Origin of the sequence: Aquibacillus saliphilus (assembly GCF_020404745.1) — a bacterium.
Taxonomy (GTDB): Bacteria; Bacillota; Bacilli; order Bacillales; family Amphibacillaceae; genus Aquibacillus; species Aquibacillus saliphilus.
This window is the reverse complement of sequence record NZ_JAIZAP010000011.1, coordinates 26540-45437: the sequence shown is the minus strand read 5'-3', so window position 1 is coordinate 45437 and position 18898 is coordinate 26540. Positions and strand designations below refer to the sequence as shown.

Sequence of the window (18898 nt, the reverse complement as noted above, 5' to 3'; positions counted from 1 at the left end):
ATGTGAATAACTAATGATAGGATTGTGCTACGTCAAGCTCCGGCGAAATAACATCAGGTGAAATTACCTCGAAGTGTTTTGCGACGAGTAAGCTAAAGGAACTGCTAGCCGATATCGCGTCGATATTTTACTGTTCTGATACTGTTGTTTTACTCATATTATGTATGTGAGAGGAGGCAACACATCGATGAAAATATGGCGAAAACACATCGGAAATTGGCTTGCACATCATCTTGAACTTCCTTCTGATGTGATCCTCGAACTACCGAGAATTACAACAATCGGACAATTGCACGCATACATAGAGAATCATAAAGGACTACTATTATTTTCTGACAATGAACTCAGGTTAAATATGCAGTATGGGTATTTAAAAATTTCTGGAAAGGACTTTGTTTTAAAGATGATGTTGCCCGAAGAGATTTTATTAGAAGGTACGATTAGTGAAATTAAATTTATAGACAATGAAAATAAGGAACGATGAAAGGAGGCAATGATGAAACAAACACAAAGTATCTTTTTAACTGGTTATGTTACGATCAAGATAGAAGGGCATCATCCAGAATTGTTTTTCGATTTATGTGCTAGAAACGGAATTTTCACTTGGAATATAAAAAGAACAAGTGATACTGTATGTCAGGGGAATGTGCGTTTAAACGATATATCACATATTAGAGCCATTCGAAGAAATACGGTTTATAAAGTTCGTTTTTTAAGAAAAAAAGGACTTCCTTTTATATTTAAACAGTTTTTCTATAGAAAGCCACTGATAGTTAGTTTATTAATGAGTGTGCTATTCGTTTTTCTATTATCTAACATTGTATGGGACGTAAAGATTAAAAATGTACATCCAGAGCTTGAGAAAAGAATTGACAATCAACTGAATCAATACGGAATTCACCCCGGGGCATTAAAGTTTACCATTGGGTCTCCTGGAGAAATTCAACAAAAACTTCTGACTGACATACCTGAATTGTTATGGGTAGGTGTAACTGAGAAAGGGACAACTTATCACTTAGAAGGTGTAGAGAAGACTGTAGTCGAAGAAAGAGAGGATGCTGGTGCTAGGAACATAATTGCTGCAAAAGAAGGTGTCATCGTTGATATGTTTGTTTCAAAGGGACAACCTATGGTTGAAGTGAATGATCTAGTCAAGAAGGGTCAATTATTAGTCTCAGGTGAACTAGGAAGGAAGAATGTAAAGGAAGAAGAAAAGAAGGATGAGAAAAAACAACAAGCAAAGAAATTAGTTACTGCGGAAGCTGAAGTAATTGCTAAAACTTGGTATGAATCTAAAGTTAATATTCCATTAGAAGTGAATTATGATGTGTTAACTGGAGAAAATAAAGTTAAACATTACTTAAGGTTAGGAAAGTATCTATTGCCAATTTGGGGTTTTAAGAATCCCGATTATGATCAAGTGCAAATTGAAGCGGAAGAAAGTACATTTAATTTTCTGAAGTGGGAGATTCCTATTTCTTATGTTAAGCAAAATGTTCAGGAAAAAAATATTGTCTCAACGAAAAGAACCAAAGCTGAAGCTGTTAATGATGGTATTAAACAAGCTGAGAAAGATCTTCAAAATATTTTAGGCAACAACGCAACGATTACTTTTGAAAAAGTTTTGCACGAACGTATGGAGCGTGGTAAAGTAAAATTAACACTTTATTTTACAGTTTATGAAAATATAGCAAAAAATCAACCAATATCTCAAGGAGATTGATTATGCCTGAAGATCTAAAAACAATTGACTTACAATTAGATAACCCAAATGAGGCATTGAGCTTATTTGGTATCGAGGATAGAAATTTAAAACAAATCGAAGAACAATTAAAGGTTTCTATTGTTACTAGAGGTGAGCAAGTAAGAGCTTCTGGGACTAACGAAGATATCCAGCTTATTGAAGAAATTCTTTTGGCATTACTTGGTATTATTAGGAAAGGGCTATCAATATCCGAAAGGGATGTTGTTTATGCTGTTGAACTAGCAAAAAAAGGAAAAATAAAACAGTTTGAAGCATTGTTTGAAGATGAAATAACTAAAAATGCCAAAGGTAAATCAATTCGTGTCAAAACATTAGGCCAGAGAAGCTATGTTTCGGCGATTAAATCCGATGATTTGGTGTTTGGTATTGGACCAGCAGGTACCGGGAAAACATATTTAGCTGTCGTCATGGCGGTAAATGCCTTGAAAAAAGGTTCTGTCAAAAAAATCATCTTAACAAGGCCGGCAGTAGAAGCGGGAGAGAGTTTAGGTTTTTTACCTGGGGATTTGAAAGAAAAAGTGGATCCATACTTACGACCGTTATATGATGCTCTACATGATGTTTTAGGTAATGAACATACGCTAAGGTTGATTGAAAGAGGTACAATTGAAATTGCCCCATTAGCATATATGAGAGGGCGAACTCTTGATGATGCATTTGTCATTTTAGATGAAGCGCAAAATACCACACCAGCTCAAATGAAAATGTTCTTAACGCGACTTGGATTTGGTTCTAAAATGGTAATTACTGGTGACATAACTCAAGTTGACTTACCAAGAGGTATCAATTCAGGTTTAAAGGTAATCGAGACAAAGCTTGCTAATATTAAAGGGATTTCATTCATTTATTTACAACAATCTGATGTTGTTCGTCATCCGCTTGTTCAAAAAATCATCGATGCTTATGAAAAGGAATAACCGATATGATTTAAGACCCAGGTCGGGTCTTATTTCTGTATTTACTGCTCTTTAGAAAAAGGGGATAACCTAATGAAGCATATTTGGAATCGAAGTATTCATTATATTAAAAATAAAAGAAAATGGATTCAAATAATATTTCCTATCGTGCTATTAGGTTGTCTTTTCTTTCTTGTAACATTAAGCAATGTATATACACAGACTTATGACATCGAACGATTTAGCAATGCAAAAGACACGATACGTTCACCAATTACAATTGAAAATGTTAAGGAAACAGATAGGAAGACTAGAGAAGCAGTTCAATCTATTGAGGATCGTTTCGAAGTTTCAACTGAGATTACCGAGGAACGAATCGATTATATCAGTGAGCTGTTTGATGCGATAAACAATCAACATGAAGAGAATGTAGTACCTGAAGTAGATGAAACAGAAGAAACAGATGAATCAAGCAATTCCTCTGTTGAGGATAATTCACACCCACTAACAAACCAAGAGATTGTTCAACGTTTGCAACAAGTATTAAGTTCAGAGTTGACTGAAGCCTTTAACCAGGAGGGATTATTAGCAATTGTCGAAGCTACTCCTTATGAGAGATCACTGGCTAAAGAATTATTAACAACATCAATCTATGATGTCATGAATGAAGGCGTCAGAACTGAAAATTTACAGTCTGCAATTGAAGACGTCAATCAAAAATTACGATATTCCAGTTTAGACGAAAGTATGCAAGCTGCCCTCTTTTCATTAACCAAGTTTGCGTTAGTTTCCAATTCATTTTATGCTGTCGATAAAACGATGGAGGCACAAAAACAGGCAATTACTAACGTGGAGCCGGTGATGATTAGGGCTGGAGAAGTTATTGTTAGAGATGGGCAGACGATTACTAATGAAATTTATGAAGAGTTATCCTTAGTAGGTTTATTAAATAATGATAGAAATATTTATCCGGTTATTGGTTTAGTTGTTCTTGTGTTATTACTTTGTGGTGTAATAGCTTATGAAATAAATATCTATTCAAAGAAATATCCACTAGAGATTGGAAAAATAGCTTCAATATTAATTATAAGTTTATTAACAGTTACAATAATGAAGCTAGTTAGCTTATATACGACTCCTGTCAATGAATTCTTTTTACTTGTACCAGCTGCTACTGGCGCAATGCTACTTAAAATACTCTTACACGAACGATTGGCGATTGTTATGTCATTTATATACGCTATATTAGGAAGTGTTATTTTCAACTCAGAACTTCCAGGTTCTTTAAATATGGAAGCTTGTCTATACTTATTATTAACTCAACTTGCTGGTATAATATTTTTAATAAACTTAAAAGATCGAACAGCTATTTTAAAAGCAGGGCTTGGTATTACGGTAGTTAATATGTTTACGGTACTAATATTTCTATTACTGTCCTACGAAAAATATACCTTTTCTGATTCGATACTTCTGATGGGATTTGGAATAGCAGCAGCTTTTCTGTCGGCAGTATTAACAATTGGGATGTTACCATTTTTCGAAACAGGACTTGGAATACTGTCTGATACAAAGTTATTGACATTATCCAATCCTAATCATCCTATATTGAGAAAAATATTAACAGAGGCACCTGGTACTTACCATCATAGTATAATGGTTGCAAACCTTAGTGAATCTTCATGTGAATCTATCGGTGCAAATGGGTTGCTAGCACGTGTGGCATCGTATTATCATGACCTTGGGAAGACAGTTCGCCCACACTATTTTATCGAGAATCAAATGGGAATTAAAAACCCTCATGATTTATTAGAACCTATACAAAGTGCAGAAATTATAATTAGTCACCCTTATGACGGAGCAAGCCTATTAAGGAAACATCGTCTTCCTAAAGAGATTATCGATATAGCAGAGCAACACCATGGTACAAGTTTGCTTAAATATTTCTATTTTGGGGCTAGGGAGAAATATAAAAATGTTCACGAGAACGATTTCCGTTATCCAGGTCCAAAACCTCGAAGTAAGGAAGCGGCAATAGTATGTATTTGTGATTCAGTGGAAGCTGCGGTAAGGTCATTAGAAAATCCAACCAAAGATAAAATCGAGGAGATAGTAAACTCAATTATTAACGACCGGCTTATGGATGGTCAACTGAATGATAGTTCATTAACTTTCAGGGAGTTAGAGTCAATTCAAAAGGCGATATGTGAAGCATTGAATGGAATATTTCATTCTAGAATCCAGTATCCTAAAGAAAAAGTGAAGGAGGCAAACTAATGCAAATTGATTTTCATGATGAGACGAATTCTATTGTCCATGACCAGATTGATATGATTGAGCGATTAATTACGTTTGCAGGAACAGAGGAAAAGGTTGCCAGCGAAGCAGAGATTTCAATAAATTTTGTTGATAACAACGAAATACAAATAATTAATCGAAACTACCGTCAAATAGATAAACCAACTGACGTCATATCATTTGCACTTTTAGAAAGAGGCGAGGGTGAGGTTGAAATTATCGGAGAAGAATTGCCAGTAGTTTTAGGTGATATTGTAATATCTGTAGATAAAATAAAGGAGCAAGCAGAGGAGTATCAGCATTCATTCCAAAGAGAACTAGGGTTTCTTGTATTACATGGTTTTCTCCATCTTATAGGTTACGATCACATGAACGAAGAGGACGAAAAAAAAATGTTTACTAGACAAGAGGAAATTTTAGATGCCTTTGGACTCCCAAGACAGTAAAAAACGTCAAATTGGTATCAGTTGTGCTCTTAATGGAATTAGTGAGGTAGTAAGAACTGAAATAAACTTTAAAGTACATCTAGTGTTAACAATAATAGTTGTTATATTTGGTTTTATTTTCCAATTAAGTTCGATAGAATGGGTGCTTATTTTATTGACGATTGGATTTGTTTTAACCTTTGAAATGATTAATACTGCAATTGAAAGAGTATTAAATTATTTGGCCCCAGAAATACACCCGTTAGTCGGCATTATTAAAGATATATCGGCTGGGGCTGTATTTGTTGCTGCTCTTGTTTCAGTGGTTAATGGCTTGATTATCTTTTTACCAAAAGTAATTGATTTGTTTTAGTGACTAATTTTGATGAATTTCTGAAAAAATAGGATAAACACTGTCGTTTTAATTAAATAAGTTATTAAAAGAATATATATTTAATAAAATGTTAAACTAAAAATTCCTTAATCCTTGTTTGGTGTTAAGGGATTTTTTATTAAAGTAAAACTCAAACGGAATAATAATGTTCTATTTTTTTAGAGATGTTTTGTCGAAAATATGAAAGTAAATTGGTTTTATAGTAAAATGATGTTAAATGAATTAGTTGAATCGACAATACAATGGAGGCAAACAACATGGGAAACACTTATAAATCAGGATTCATATCAATAATTGGCAGACCAAATGTTGGTAAATCAACGTTTATGAATAAAGTAATAGGTCAAAAAATTGCAATAATGAGTGATAAGCCACAAACAACAAGGAACAAAATACAGGGAGTTTTGACAGAAGATGAAGCCCAATTGATTTTCATTGATACACCCGGCATTCATAAGCCTAAACACAAATTAGGTGATTTTATGGTGAAAATGGCTGAAAATTCTCTGAATGAAGTAGATGTAATTATGTTCATGATCAATGCTGCTGAAGGATATGGTAGAGGAGATCAATTTATTATTGACCGACTACAGAACGTAAAAAGTCCTGTTTTTTTAATCATAAATAAAATTGATCAAGTACACCCGGATGATTTGTTACCATTAATTGTTCAGTACAAGGACAAGTACAATTTCAAAGAAATTATTCCGATTTCAGCTCTAGAAGGTAACAATGTCGACCATTTACTTCAAGTAATTAAACAAGAGCTTCCTGAAGGACCCCAGTATTATCCGGAAGACCAAATAACGGATCATCCTGAGCGATTTATTATTAGTGAGTTAATTAGAGAAAAGGCATTACAGCTAACAAGAGAAGAAATTCCTCATTCAATTGCTGTCGTTATTGATAACATAGAAACAAGAGAAAAATCGGGTAATGTCTTTATCCAAGCCACTGTAATAACTGAACGGAAGTCGCAAAAGGGAATAATTATCGGCAAACAAGGATCAATGTTAAAAGAAATTGGACAATTAGCGAGAAAAGATATTGAAGCTTTATTAGGTACAAAAATTTTCTTGGAGTTATGGGTGAAAGTTCAAAAAGATTGGCGTAACCGTCAGCATCAGTTGACTGAGTATGGTTTCTCAAGTGATGAGTATTAACATACATGGTAAATATTTTAACTCATGTTATAGACCAGTCTTGGAAATTCTATAAGTAGTAAGATGTTAATCTGAACTAGAAAGGCGGGGTTTCTTGTGATCGACTTCTCGTGGAAAATCTTCAGTCAGACAGGAAACATTGAAACCTATTTACTAATGAAAGAACTTGAAACTGTCTATGATAAGGATGTTACTAAAAGGATGGATGAAGATATAACTGAATTAGATACTCACTTGTAGAATAATGGCAAAGGGAATGGTGAAGGCTTTGTTTGAAAAGGTTGAGGGCATTATTTTACGAACACAGGATTACGGGGAAACACATAAAATTATAACATTGCTTACAAAACAACGCGGAAAGATTGGTGCCATAGCTAGAGGTGCTAAAAAACCAAAAAGTAGAATGGCTGCGATATCGCAGCCATTTATCCATGGTGAATTTCTAATACAGATGGGTTCGGGCTTAAGTACAGTACAACAAGGAGAAGTTTCATCATCATTTAGACCTATAAGAGAAGACATTGTTAAAACTGCATATGCATCTTACATTGCAGAATTAACTGATAAACTGCTAGATCAGAAAATACCAGATTCTTATTTGTATCAACAGTTACTACATACGTTTGAAGCAATAGCTGAGGATAAAGACGCAGAAATATTAGCGATTATTTATGAGTTTAAAATGTATAGAAAAGCAGGATTTGCTCCTACTGTAAACCAGTGTGTAGATTGTGGTGAAACTAATGGAGGCTTCTCTTTTTCTGTTTCCGAGGGCGGAATACTATGTCAAAAATGCGACCGGTTTGATAGTCACTCAATACCCCTTTCCAATAGCTTGGTTAAGCTATTGCGAGTTTTTTCAAAAGTAGATGTAGCTAGAATAGGAAACATATCAGTTAAACCTGACAACAAGAAACTCATTCAGCAATTAATGGAGCAGTATTATGAACAGTATGGTGGATACTTTATTAAATCGAAGAAATTTCTTAAACAATTGGATTTATTAAGATGAATTTTTGATCTGGAGTTGACAAATCATTAAAACTTAAGTAATATTTAAAGCAAATTTGACAGGCTTGCAGTGATGGGGAATAGTACTTAACTTATTCTATTTTAGGGAGTCCAGAGTAGTGAGAACTGGATATAGAAACTTTAAGGAAGGCGCTCCTGAGCAAGAAAAGAAAGTGGCTATTTATCTCTTGAATAGCAAATAGGGTGGAACCGCGGAAATCCCGTCCCTATGTTTCCTACGTGGATACATAGGGATGGGATTTTTTTGTCCTTGTCTAGGAAATTAGAGTATTGTCTGCTGGATAATTAATTACTAAGTTAGCCAAGTCAAAGCTCTGGCGCCTACGCAGTAAGTTTAACTTAGCGCATGGAAATTGTTTTACACTGACCAAATTAATATAAACTAATGGAGGATGTACAATGAATATTCAAGAAATGATTTTAACTCTGCAAAAGCATTGGTCTGACCAAAATTGTATATTAATGCAAGCGTATGATGTAGAAAAAGGCGCTGGTACAATGTCGCCAATGACGTTATTAAGAAGTTTAGGACCAGAACCATGGAATGTTGCTTATGTAGAACCATCTAGAAGACCAGCTGATGGAAGATATGGACAAAATCCTAATCGGCTTTATCAGCATCATCAATTCCAAGTGATAATGAAACCATCACCAGACAATATACAAGAATTATATTTGGAATCATTGAAAGCACTAGGAATCGATCCGTTAAAACATGACATACGCTTTGTAGAGGATAACTGGGAAAATCCTACTCTTGGAGCTGCAGGACTAGGTTGGGAAGTTTGGTTGGATGGTATGGAAATAACTCAATTTACATATTTTCAACAAATTGGTGGCTTAGAGGCTAAACCTGTTGCAGTTGAATTAACATATGGTATTGAGCGACTCGCATCGTATATTCAAGATAAAGAAAATGTGTTTGACCTAGAGTGGACTGATGGCGTAACGGTGGGAGATATTTTTTATCAGCCAGAATATGAGCATTCTAAATATACGTTTGAAGAATCTGATACGGATATGTTATTTGAGTTATTTTCTATTTATGAAAAAGAAGCAAAACAAACAATGGAAAAGGGATTAGTATTTCCTGCTTATGACTATGTACTTAAATGTTCTCATACATTTAACTTGCTTGATGCCAAGGGTGTTATCTCAGTAACGGAGAGAACTGGTTATATTTCAAAAGTTAGAAATCTAGCTAGAGAAATTGCAAGGCTATATGTAGAAGAGAGAGAAAGACTAGGATTTCCAATGCTAAAAGAGGAGGGAACAGACAATGGTAGCAACAAATAATGTATTATTTGAGATTGGTTTAGAAGAAGTACCAGCGAGATTTTTGAATGATGCCGAGCAACAATTAGAACAAAAGACGAAAAATTGGTTAGAAGAACTAAATCTACCATATAAAGAAATAAATACTTATGTAACACCTAGAAGATTGGCTGTTTCAATTCAAGAAGTTGCAGATAAACAAATTGACATTGAAGAAGAGGCTAAAGGACCGGCAAAGAAAATTGCACTAGATAGCGATGGTAATTGGTCAAAAGCTGCTATTGGTTTCTCTAAAGGCCAGGGAAAAACGGTCGAAGATATCTATTTTAAAGAAGTTAAAGGAACAGAGTATGTTTATGTTAATAAATTTATTGCAGGTAAGCACACAGAAGATTTACTTCCAAGTTTTAAAGATGTAATTTTAAGTTTATCTTTTCCTAAAAACATGCGTTGGGGTAATTTAAATTTAAGGTATGTTAGACCAATTCGTTGGCTTATTGGACTCCATGGAAAAAATATTATTCCTTTTGAAATAGCAGGTGTTCATACAGGACGACGAACATTTGGTCATCGTTTTCTAGGAAAAGCTGTTGACCTGGAAAACGCCTTAGAATACAAGGAGAAATTAAGAAGTGAATTTGTCATAGTTAGTGCTAATGAAAGAAAGAGTCTTATCTTAAAGGGAATAGAAAGCATTGAGAACGAGAAACATTGGAAGATATCTGTCGATGACGATCTGTTAAATGAGGTTAGGCATTTGGTAGAATATCCGACCGTTTTCAGTGGAACTTTTAGTGAAGAGTTTCTTTCAGTGCCAGAAGAGGCGCTAATTACCTCAATGAAAGAGCATCAAAGATATTTTCCTGTCAGGTCTAAGGAGGGCAAGTTAAAGCCTAATTTTGTTGCAGTTCGCAACGGTAATGATCAGTTCATTGAAACTGTTGCAAAAGGTAATGAAAAAGTTTTAAAAGCTCGTCTTTCTGATGCGCGATTCTTTTTTGAAGAAGATCAAAAGCAATCAATTGAGGCAAGCCTTGAAAAGTTAAAGAGAATGGTATTTCAAGAAAACCTCGGTACACTTGCAGATAAAATGGATAGAATTGTTAAATTAACAGGTATTATTTCAGATTTACTAAAAGTTGATGACACAACAAAAAAAGATGCAGTTAGAGCGGCAGCGATTAGTAAGTTTGATTTAGTCTCTAATATGGTTAATGAGTTTACAGAGCTTCAAGGGATCATGGGTGAAAAATATGCAAACATTTTTGGTGAGAATAAACAAGTAGCTAAAGCTATCAATGAGCATTATATGCCAAGGCATTCTAAAGATGCACTTCCATCATCTACTGTGGGAGCTATTGTAAGCATCGCAGATAAACTTGATACGATTGTGGGGTGTTTATCTGTTGGTATTATTCCAAGTGGTTCTCAGGATCCATATGCACTTCGTAGGCAAGCACTTGGTATTTTGCAAATCATCAACAGTTATAAGTGGGATATCAACCTCGATGAATTGTTTGAAACGGTACAGGAGCTATACGACAATATGGCGACTAGAGATAAACAAGAAGTTAAACAAAGTATAGATGACTTCTTTAAACTAAGAGCTACTTTTATACTAAGGGAAGCCGGTGTTGATCAAGATGTTATTGAAGCGGCTTTATCCACCGGAATTGGAAACTTCTCGTTCACATTAGAAAAAGCAAAAGTTTTATCTGAGAAAAGATCAGATGAATCATTTAAATATATACAAGAAGCTTTAGTTCGTGTATTAAATATAGCTACAAAAGGTTCTGATACAGGGATTAATGAAGCAATATTTGAAAATGATCAGGAAAAAGAGTTATTCCACATTTACCTTGATATAATTGAGAAGTATGATAGGGAATTAAAACAATTTGAGCCACGTAATGCACTTGAAGTTTTAGGAGAATTAGCGAAACCAATCCATGACTTCTTTGATCATACAATGGTTATGACTGATAATGAAGAATTAAAAAATAATCGTCTTTCTTTGTTAAATAAAATTGCAGATAGTATTTTAAAATATGCCGACCTAACTAAAATTCAGTGGAAGCAACAGTTTTAACATCTGGAATGAAGAGAACATGGGGGAATTTATGAAAAGGCCCGTTATCTATATAATTTCTGATTCTGTTGGAGAAACAGCAGAATTCGTAGTTAAGGCTGCACTTAGTCAGTTTATCCAAGACGGGGAATATGAACTTAAACGTATTCCATACGTTCAAAGTGTTGATGTACTAAGAAAAGCTGTTCATCAAGCAAGTCAACAAGGAGCCATTATTGGATTCACCTTAGTAAACCCAGAGTATCGAGACTTGCTAAGAGAAGAAGCGGTTAAAGTAGGGATAGAGTGTATCGATATAATGGGACCGATGATTGAGGCGATGGAGCGAGTATTTACCAAGGCACCTAAACGAGAACCTGGACTTGTTCACAAATTAGATCAAGATTACTTCAAACGAGTTGAAGCGATTGAGTTTGCTGTTAGATATGATGATGGTCGGGACCCGGCCGGAATAACTAAGGCGGATATTGTTTTAATAGGAGTTTCAAGAACATCGAAAACCCCATTATCTCAATATCTTGCACATAAGCGTTTAAAGGTGGCAAATGTCCCAATTGTTCCAGAGGTGGAACCACCAAATGAGTTGTTTTATGTAAATCCGTCTAAGTGTATTGGTCTTAAAATCAGTCCGGAAAAACTAAATGAAATTAGAAGAGAGCGCTTGAGAGCACTTGGTCTAGGGGATCATGCAAGCTATGCTAATATGAATAGAATACATCAGGAATTAACACATTTTGAACAAGTAGTGAACAGAATTAACTGTCCAGTCATTGATGTGTCTAATAAAGCTGTGGAAGAAACAGCAAATGTTATACTCAATTTAATTAATAAACACAGATAGTATGAAATACACTATAATTAGCAGGACTATTTTTAATAGGTTCTGCTAATTACTATTGAGTTTAACCAGGAAATAAGGAACAAGTACAGGAAAATACGAGTAATTCTTACAATTTTTTCAACAAATGGAGAAAAAATATTAGCAATTTTATTTTTTTTGTATTATAATTAGTTTTTGTGAAAAAATGTTCCTAGGAATAATTATAATAGTACGGTTAAGAATGAAGGAGAATAATTATTCTGAAAAATTAAACTTTGAAAAAAAGGCAGGATTCTACTATTTATTGTAGAATAAGTGACTATAATCTATACATAACTGTTTGAAAAAAACGAATGAAAATAGATGTATAGTAAAGAACCCATGTTATTCTTCTTTTTTTAAAAAGCACTTGTATTACCAATTTTCGGCAATAGAAGGGTTTATAAACTACCTTTAAGAGGTATTATTGTAAAAGGAGAAAATTGAAAATCTGGACGATTTATTAATTATTTTTTTGCCTTTAAATAAAATTGTCGAATTTTGAAGGGATTTCTTTATGGGTTATAGAATAAAGTAGAACATGGTGATATCAATGTCGGGTCAAATTCCAGAGGAAGTAATAGAAGAAATTCGGAAATCGAATGATATTGTCGACATAATTGGAGACTATGTCCAATTAAAAAAACAAGGTCGGAATTTTTTTGGTTTGTGCCCCTTTCATGGTGAGAAATCACCGTCCTTTTCTGTAACACAGGACAAGCAAATATTTCATTGTTTTGGTTGTGGTAAAGGTGGAAATGTTGTTACTTTTGTCATGGAAATTGAGGGGTTTAACTTTTACCAAGCAATTCAGTATTTAGCAGATAAAAGCGGTACAGAGTTGCCTAGTGAGTTGCAAAAAAGGGATAAAAATAAGCACCTAAGTAAAGAAAGTCAAGATGTCTTAAAAGCATATGAGTGGCTAACAAAATTATATCACCATTTGTTGCGACATACAAAGGAAGGTAAAGAGGGTCACATCTATTTGAAAAATAGAGGCTTTTCGGATGAGGTTATCGATACATTCCAGCTAGGTTTTTCCCCTAACTCTAAAGATTTTATCGTTCAATTTTTAGAAAAAAAAGGGTTTCATAAACAAGCGATGATAAAAGCTGGAATATTAACATCAAATGACCAAGACAACAACACTACTGACAGGTTCCGTGGCAGAGTAGTATTTCCGATTAGAAATCACTTAGGAAAAAGTGTTGGATTTGGTGGTAGAACAATTACTGATCAAGAGCCAAAGTATTTAAATAGTCCTGAAACAGAATTATTCCAAAAAGGTAAGCTACTTTATAATTTTGATTTGGCTAGAAATCAGATTCGTAAATCAGAGGAAGCGATATTATTTGAAGGTTATTTAGATGTCATTGCTGCTCATGGTGCTGGTATTTATAACGGTATCGCAACCTTAGGAACTTCCATTACGGATGCGCAAGCAAAACTACTTAGAAGGTATGTCGATAGTGTAGTGATTTGCTACGATTCTGATAAAGCTGGAATTCAGGCTTCCCATAAGGCTGCAAAGTTGTTAAGAAGTGTTGGATGTTCCGTTAAAGTTGCATCTATGCCTGATGGGTTCGATCCAGATGATTTCATCAAAACATATGGCGAAGAACGTTTTAAAAATGAGGTTATTCTTGCAAGTGATACTTACATGACTTTCATGATGAAGTATATAAAAAAAGATTATAATCTAAATTTAGAAGGAGATCGCATACAATATGTTGAAAGTGTACTTGATGAAATTGCACAAATAGAACGCCCTGTTGAAAGAGAGCATTACTTGAAAGAACTAGCAAATGAATTTGAATTGACGATTGACACATTATCTCAGGAAATACATTCACGCAGGGAAAAGATAGGTTTAAAGCAGGATAAGCCAAGGCAAAGTAGCCATACTAATATGACAAAAGGACTAAATCGAACTAAAAAATTGTTACCGGCATTTCATAATGCCGAGAATCAATTGATTGCTTATATGCTAAATGATGGTGCTATAGCAGAAAAGGTAAAACAAGAACTTGGTGGTAATTTTATTATAGATGAGCATAAGATTTTAGTAACGTATTTATATGCTTACTATGAAGAAGGCCATGAACCCAACATTAGTCATTTTGTCGAAACATTATTCGACTCTTCTATACAAAACTTGGTTATTCAAATTGCTATGATGCCTGTTAATAATGATATAAGTGATAAAGAGATCAACGATTATATTCGAATCATTAGTTCAGAACAAAGTGATAAAGCAAAAATAAAATCACTTAGAGCTGAACAAAAAAATGCAGAAAAACAAAATGATCCAGTTAAGGCAGCACAAATTGGAATGCAAATCCTTGAGATTCAACGGCAAATAAAGAATTCAAATCCATGATATATAAAGTAAGTTTGGAAGGAGGGGGACTCATGGCAAATAATAAGCCATCACGTTCAAAAGAGAATGAAAGCGAGCTAACACTAGAACAAGCAAAAGAACAATTACTTGAGCTAGGTAAAAAGCGCGGTGTTCTGGCTTATGAAGAAGTTGCAGAACGTCTTTCAAATTTTGAGTTAGAATCAGAACAAATGGACGAATATTATGAGTACCTAACTGAGCAAGGTATAGAAGTAATCGGTGAATCTGACAGTGATCCGAGTATGCAACAGTTATCAAAAGAAGAGGAATTTAACTTAAATGATTTAAGTGTTCCACTAGGGATAAAGATAAATGACCCGGTTCGAATGTATCTTAAAGAAATTGGACGAGTTAATTTATTATCTGCAGCAGAAGAGATCGATTTAGCAAAGAGGATTGAAGAAAGTGATGAAGAAGCTAAACGTCGTTTGGCCGAGGCTAACTTAAGGCTGGTAGTAAGTATTGCAAAACGTTATGTTGGGCGGGGTATGTTGTTTCTTGACCTCATTCAAGAAGGTAATATGGGCTTAATTAAGGCCGTAGAGAAATTTGATTACCGTAAAGGTTACAAATTTAGTACCTATGCAACCTGGTGGATTCGACAAGCTATTACTAGAGCTATTGCAGATCAGGCTAGAACGATACGGATACCAGTTCACATGGTTGAAACAATTAATAAGCTAATAAGAGTTCAAAGGCAATTACTTCAAGATCTTGGAAGAGAACCGATTCCAGAAGAAATTGCAAAAGAAATGGAACTTACCCCTGAGAAGGTACGCGAGATTTTAAAAATTGCTCAAGAACCAGTTTCATTAGAGACCCCAATCGGTGAGGAAGATGATTCTCACTTAGGAGACTTTATTGAAGACCAGGAAGCGACATCTCCTTCTGATCATGCAGCTTATGAGTTATTGAAGGAACAACTAGAAGATGTTCTAGATACACTTACAGACCGAGAAGAAAACGTTCTTCGTTTACGTTTTGGTTTAGATGATGGTCGAACACGCACTTTAGAAGAAGTTGGCAAAGTGTTTGGTGTAACTCGAGAAAGAATTCGCCAGATTGAAGCCAAGGCTCTTCGGAAGTTGCGTCATCCAAGTCGAAGTAAACGACTGAAAGATTTCCTTGAATAAATTAATTGGTACTAAAGCTCAGTCATTGTAATCGCAATGACTGTGCATTTTTATTTTCTTACTTTGACTTGGAGTGAAGTGAAATGGTTGAAGATAGAAAGACCATTGTAATCAAGGAAATTAAGTATTGGAAAAAGCATAACATGTTACCAAATGCTTACTGTGATTTTTTGTTAGCGTTATATACAGAGGGAGAAGAAATCGCAAATCCAACCAAAAAGCAACAAATCATCCCTGTGTTAATACTAATAAGTAATCTGTTACTTTTAACGCTTACATTACTTGTTATTTATTTTACTCAATTAGAAATGATATTGCAAATTAGTATTTTATTATTTTTAGTAACTGCTTCCTATCTAATTTTTCATTTTTCTAAACAGAAGAGTACGTTATTATCTCAATTTACATTGACAGTGCTATTGTTAATTGTTTTTTTAGTATTAGTTTACTTGGCAAGTTTATTTGGGAATTATCTAGTTATCAATTTTTTGATAGCGCTCAATTGTCTTTTATGGATAGGAATTGGTTTGTATAAAAAATTAATTTACATAACGATCCCAGGATTTATTGGTTTACTATTGTTGATAATATTTGTACTATAAAATCAAAGTTTACTTATCCCTTTTATCTAAAACCATTTTGAAGTAAAATAAAGTTAGTTTTGAATATCCTAATAAACAAAGGGATTACATAAGGAGGAAGAATAAAAATGAAAAGAAACCCGGTTATCCCTTATGCCATTATAGCTGTTCTGGGAATTTTAACGATGATTGTTCTGTCAATTGTAGGACTGAATCAGCAAGAAGGAATAGAACAAGCTGCTGAAAATGGTGGAGAACAATCAGAAGAAGGCGCAGTAAGTGATCCCGAAGAAATTGCACAAAGTTGTATTGGATGTCATGGTGGAAATTTAGAGGGTGGCGGATCTGCTCCGAGTCTACAACAAGTAGGAAGCAAGTATTCTGAAGAAGAAATACATGATATTATCCTTAATGGTATTGAAGGAACAGCTATGCCCGGTGGTTTAGTCAGTGGAGAAGAAGCTGAAGCATTAGCGTCATGGTTAGCAGAGAAACAATAATTATTCTTAGGAGCTTTCTGGATAAAATCAGAAAGCTTCTCTTTTTAATGTTAAGGAAACTATAAAATGGTTACCATGTGGATGACCAATAATAGGATTGTGCCACGACAAGCTGCGGTGCCTACCCCTGCCCAAGGCCTTAAGTGTATCCTCTATGCAGGCATAGGGGATTGTCTTTTTGCCCTAGGGTGAGCAAGGCGCCTGCGCTTTTGTTCTTATTTATAATACTTCAGGAGGCCGTACATATGAATAAAAAAACATTGTCTAAACGATTACAACAAGTTGCTTCCTTTCTGCCTGAACAGGCTGTATTTGCGGATATTGGATCGGATCATGCTTATTTACCTTGTTTTGTTTGTATGAGAGATCAACAAGCAATAGCCATCGCGGGTGAGATAAATGAAGGACCATATCAAGCCGCAAAGCGTACAGTTGACGAACTGAATCTAACAGATAGAATAGAGGTCAGAAAAGGAAATGGTTTAGAAGTAATTGAACAGAGTGAAGTAAATCAGGTAGTAATTGCTGGAATGGGTGGAAGTTTAATTACGACTATTTTAGAAGATGGAAAGAGTAAATTAAGCGAGGTACAAAGAATTGTTGTTCAGCCTAACGTTGATGCCATATCGATCCGTAAGTGGTTCTTCATGAATGGTTACCGATTAGTTAATGAAGAAATAATTGAGGAAGACGGGCATATCTATGAGATATTAGTTGCGGATAAAGGTTCGTCGAAGAAACCCTATACAGAGTCTCATATCCAAAAGGAATTTTTATTTGGACCTTATTTACTTGAAAAAAGGTCATCTCCTTTTATACAAAGATGGTTATCAGAAAAAGAAAAGAGAGAAAAAGCTGTTAAACAGATGAAAGAAGCAACTGTTTTAGATGAAGAGAAAATACTAAGGTTTGAGTCCGAAATCAAGTTGATAGAGGAGGTTCTAACTAGTGGGTGAAACAAGGGTAAGAGATATTATAGACAGATTGGAAATATGGGCACCAAAGTATCTTGCCTATGACTGGGATAATGTAGGTATTCAAGTAGGTTCACTCCAACAGCCTGTTAGAAAAGTTATGGTAACTCTAGATGTATTGGAAAATGTCGTCGATGAGGCCATTGAACAAAAGGTGGACTTAATTATTGCTCATCATCCTTTGTTATTTAAACCATTGAAACAAATCAATCTTAGTCAACCATCAGGTAGGATCATTGAAAAATTAATTAAAAATGATATTACCGTATATGCTGCCCATACCAACTTAGACATTGCCTTTGGCGGTGTTAGTGATCTATTAGCTGAAAAATTGTCAATTTTAAATACTGACGTTCTTGTCAGTGAAGAATCAGAAAAGCTTTATAAGTTAGCTGTTTTTGTTCCAAAGGAGCATGCAAGTCAATTAAAAGAAGCCTTGGGGGATGCTGACGCAGGACATATTGGCAACTACAGTCATTGTATGTTTAAAACGATTGGTGAGGGTTCTTTTAAACCGTTAGAGGGTACAAATCCATTTTTAGGTAAACAAGATGAAATTGAAAAAGTTGAAGAAGAAAAAATAGAAACAATTATAAATCAGAGTGAAATTCAGAAAATGCTAGAAGTAATTCGGGTCACACATCCATATGAAGAGGTAGCCTATGATTTAATTCCATTAGCGAACAAAGGGGAAGCGATTGGCGTTGGGAGGATAGGATCTTTAAATTCAAGTATGACATTAAGAGAGTTCTGTGAGCATGTAAAAAAAGTTTTAGACGTACCTGCACTTCGTGTAATAGGAGATCTTGACCAAAAGGTAACTAAAATTGCTATCCTTGGAGGCAGTGGTAAGGAATTTATTAATGATGCTAAACAAAAGGGTGCAGATGTGTATTTGACTGGTGACATCACCTTTCATGATGCACAGGATGCTTGGCAAATGAATTTGAATGTGGTTGATCCTGGCCATCATGTTGAAAAAGTAATGAAACAAGCTGTTAAGTCTTATCTCGATAACCAATGTCATGATAGTGAAGTTGAAATAATTATTTCTAAAGCAGATACGGAGCCGTTTATATTTCTTTAAAAAATAAGCCCCTAGATTACATAGGTAAT

General features: G+C 34.7%; 18 protein-coding genes. All 18 read left to right on the top strand.

The window, feature by feature from the left end; translation table 11 throughout:
- Positions 1–187 precede the first annotated feature (187 nt).
- The 18 genes from yqfC (at position 188) to LD272_RS12415 (ending at position 18869) form a co-directional block, all read left to right on the top strand.
- Positions 188–484 (top strand): sporulation protein YqfC, encoded by a 297-nt coding sequence (gene yqfC / locus LD272_RS12500; protein WP_226036941.1) that lies wholly within the window; start codon positions 188–190, stop codon positions 482–484.
- A gap of 12 nt (positions 485–496) precedes the next feature.
- Positions 497–1723, top strand: coding sequence for a sporulation protein YqfD (gene yqfD, locus LD272_RS12495; RefSeq protein WP_226036940.1), 1227 nt, complete (start codon positions 497–499; stop codon positions 1721–1723).
- Positions 1724–1725: 2 nt separating this feature from the next.
- The gene (locus tag LD272_RS12490) at positions 1726–2682 is read left to right on the top strand and encodes a PhoH family protein (RefSeq protein WP_226036939.1); all 957 of its coding nucleotides are present in this window, start codon (positions 1726–1728) and stop codon (positions 2680–2682) included.
- Between the two features lie 72 nt (positions 2683–2754).
- A complete protein-coding gene (locus LD272_RS12485; protein ID WP_226036938.1) occupies positions 2755–4935 on the top strand; it encodes an HD family phosphohydrolase in 2181 nt (726 codons plus the stop codon).
- On the top strand, positions 4935–5402 hold the full coding sequence (ybeY, locus tag LD272_RS12480) for an rRNA maturation RNase YbeY (protein ID WP_226036937.1): 468 nt from the start codon (positions 4935–4937) through the stop codon (positions 5400–5402). The genes LD272_RS12485 and ybeY overlap by 1 nt, the downstream gene beginning before the upstream one ends.
- A complete protein-coding gene (locus LD272_RS12475; protein WP_226036936.1) occupies positions 5377–5754 on the top strand; it encodes a diacylglycerol kinase family protein in 378 nt (125 codons plus the stop codon). Before ybeY ends, LD272_RS12475 begins: the two co-directional genes overlap by 26 nt.
- A gap of 278 nt (positions 5755–6032) precedes the next feature.
- Positions 6033–6938: a GTPase Era gene (gene era, locus LD272_RS12470; RefSeq protein ID WP_226036935.1), complete on the top strand. Its 906-nt coding sequence runs from the start codon at positions 6033–6035 to the stop codon at positions 6936–6938.
- 96 nt (positions 6939–7034) lie between these two features.
- Entirely contained in the window at positions 7035–7178 is a 144-nt protein-coding gene (locus LD272_RS12465) for a YqzL family protein (RefSeq protein WP_226036934.1), read from the top strand.
- A 28-nt stretch (positions 7179–7206) separates the two neighbouring features.
- On the top strand, positions 7207–7950 hold the full coding sequence (gene recO / locus LD272_RS12460) for a DNA repair protein RecO (protein WP_226036933.1): 744 nt from the start codon (positions 7207–7209) through the stop codon (positions 7948–7950).
- A 419-nt stretch (positions 7951–8369) separates the two neighbouring features.
- Positions 8370–9266, top strand: a complete 897-nt coding sequence (gene glyQ, locus LD272_RS12455) for a glycine--tRNA ligase subunit alpha (RefSeq protein ID WP_226036932.1) — start codon at positions 8370–8372, stop codon at positions 9264–9266.
- Positions 9250–11334 (top strand): glycine--tRNA ligase subunit beta, encoded by a 2085-nt coding sequence (gene glyS, locus LD272_RS12450; protein WP_226036931.1) that lies wholly within the window; start codon positions 9250–9252, stop codon positions 11332–11334. Before glyQ ends, glyS begins: the two co-directional genes overlap by 17 nt.
- Before the next feature lie 31 nt (positions 11335–11365).
- Positions 11366–12175, top strand: a complete 810-nt coding sequence (locus tag LD272_RS12445; RefSeq protein WP_226036930.1) for a pyruvate, water dikinase regulatory protein — start codon at positions 11366–11368, stop codon at positions 12173–12175.
- Between the two features lie 571 nt (positions 12176–12746).
- Positions 12747–14573, top strand: a complete 1827-nt coding sequence (gene dnaG / locus LD272_RS12440) for a DNA primase (protein ID WP_226036929.1) — start codon at positions 12747–12749, stop codon at positions 14571–14573.
- A 32-nt stretch (positions 14574–14605) separates the two neighbouring features.
- Positions 14606–15727: an RNA polymerase sigma factor RpoD gene (gene rpoD / locus LD272_RS12435; protein ID WP_226036928.1), complete on the top strand. Its 1122-nt coding sequence runs from the start codon at positions 14606–14608 to the stop codon at positions 15725–15727.
- Positions 15728–15810: 83 nt separating this feature from the next.
- Complete coding sequence (locus LD272_RS12430; protein WP_226036927.1) at positions 15811–16329, top strand: hypothetical protein; 519 nt, start codon at positions 15811–15813, stop codon at positions 16327–16329.
- A gap of 107 nt (positions 16330–16436) precedes the next feature.
- On the top strand, positions 16437–16808 hold the full coding sequence (gene cccA, locus LD272_RS12425; protein WP_226036926.1) for a cytochrome c550: 372 nt from the start codon (positions 16437–16439) through the stop codon (positions 16806–16808).
- Positions 16809–17053: 245 nt separating this feature from the next.
- A complete protein-coding gene (locus LD272_RS12420) occupies positions 17054–17764 on the top strand; it encodes a tRNA (adenine(22)-N(1))-methyltransferase (RefSeq protein ID WP_226036925.1) in 711 nt (236 codons plus the stop codon).
- Positions 17757–18869, top strand: a complete 1113-nt coding sequence (locus tag LD272_RS12415; RefSeq protein WP_226036924.1) for a Nif3-like dinuclear metal center hexameric protein — start codon at positions 17757–17759, stop codon at positions 18867–18869. The genes LD272_RS12420 and LD272_RS12415 overlap by 8 nt, the downstream gene beginning before the upstream one ends.
- The last annotated feature ends 29 nt before the right edge of the window (positions 18870–18898 follow it).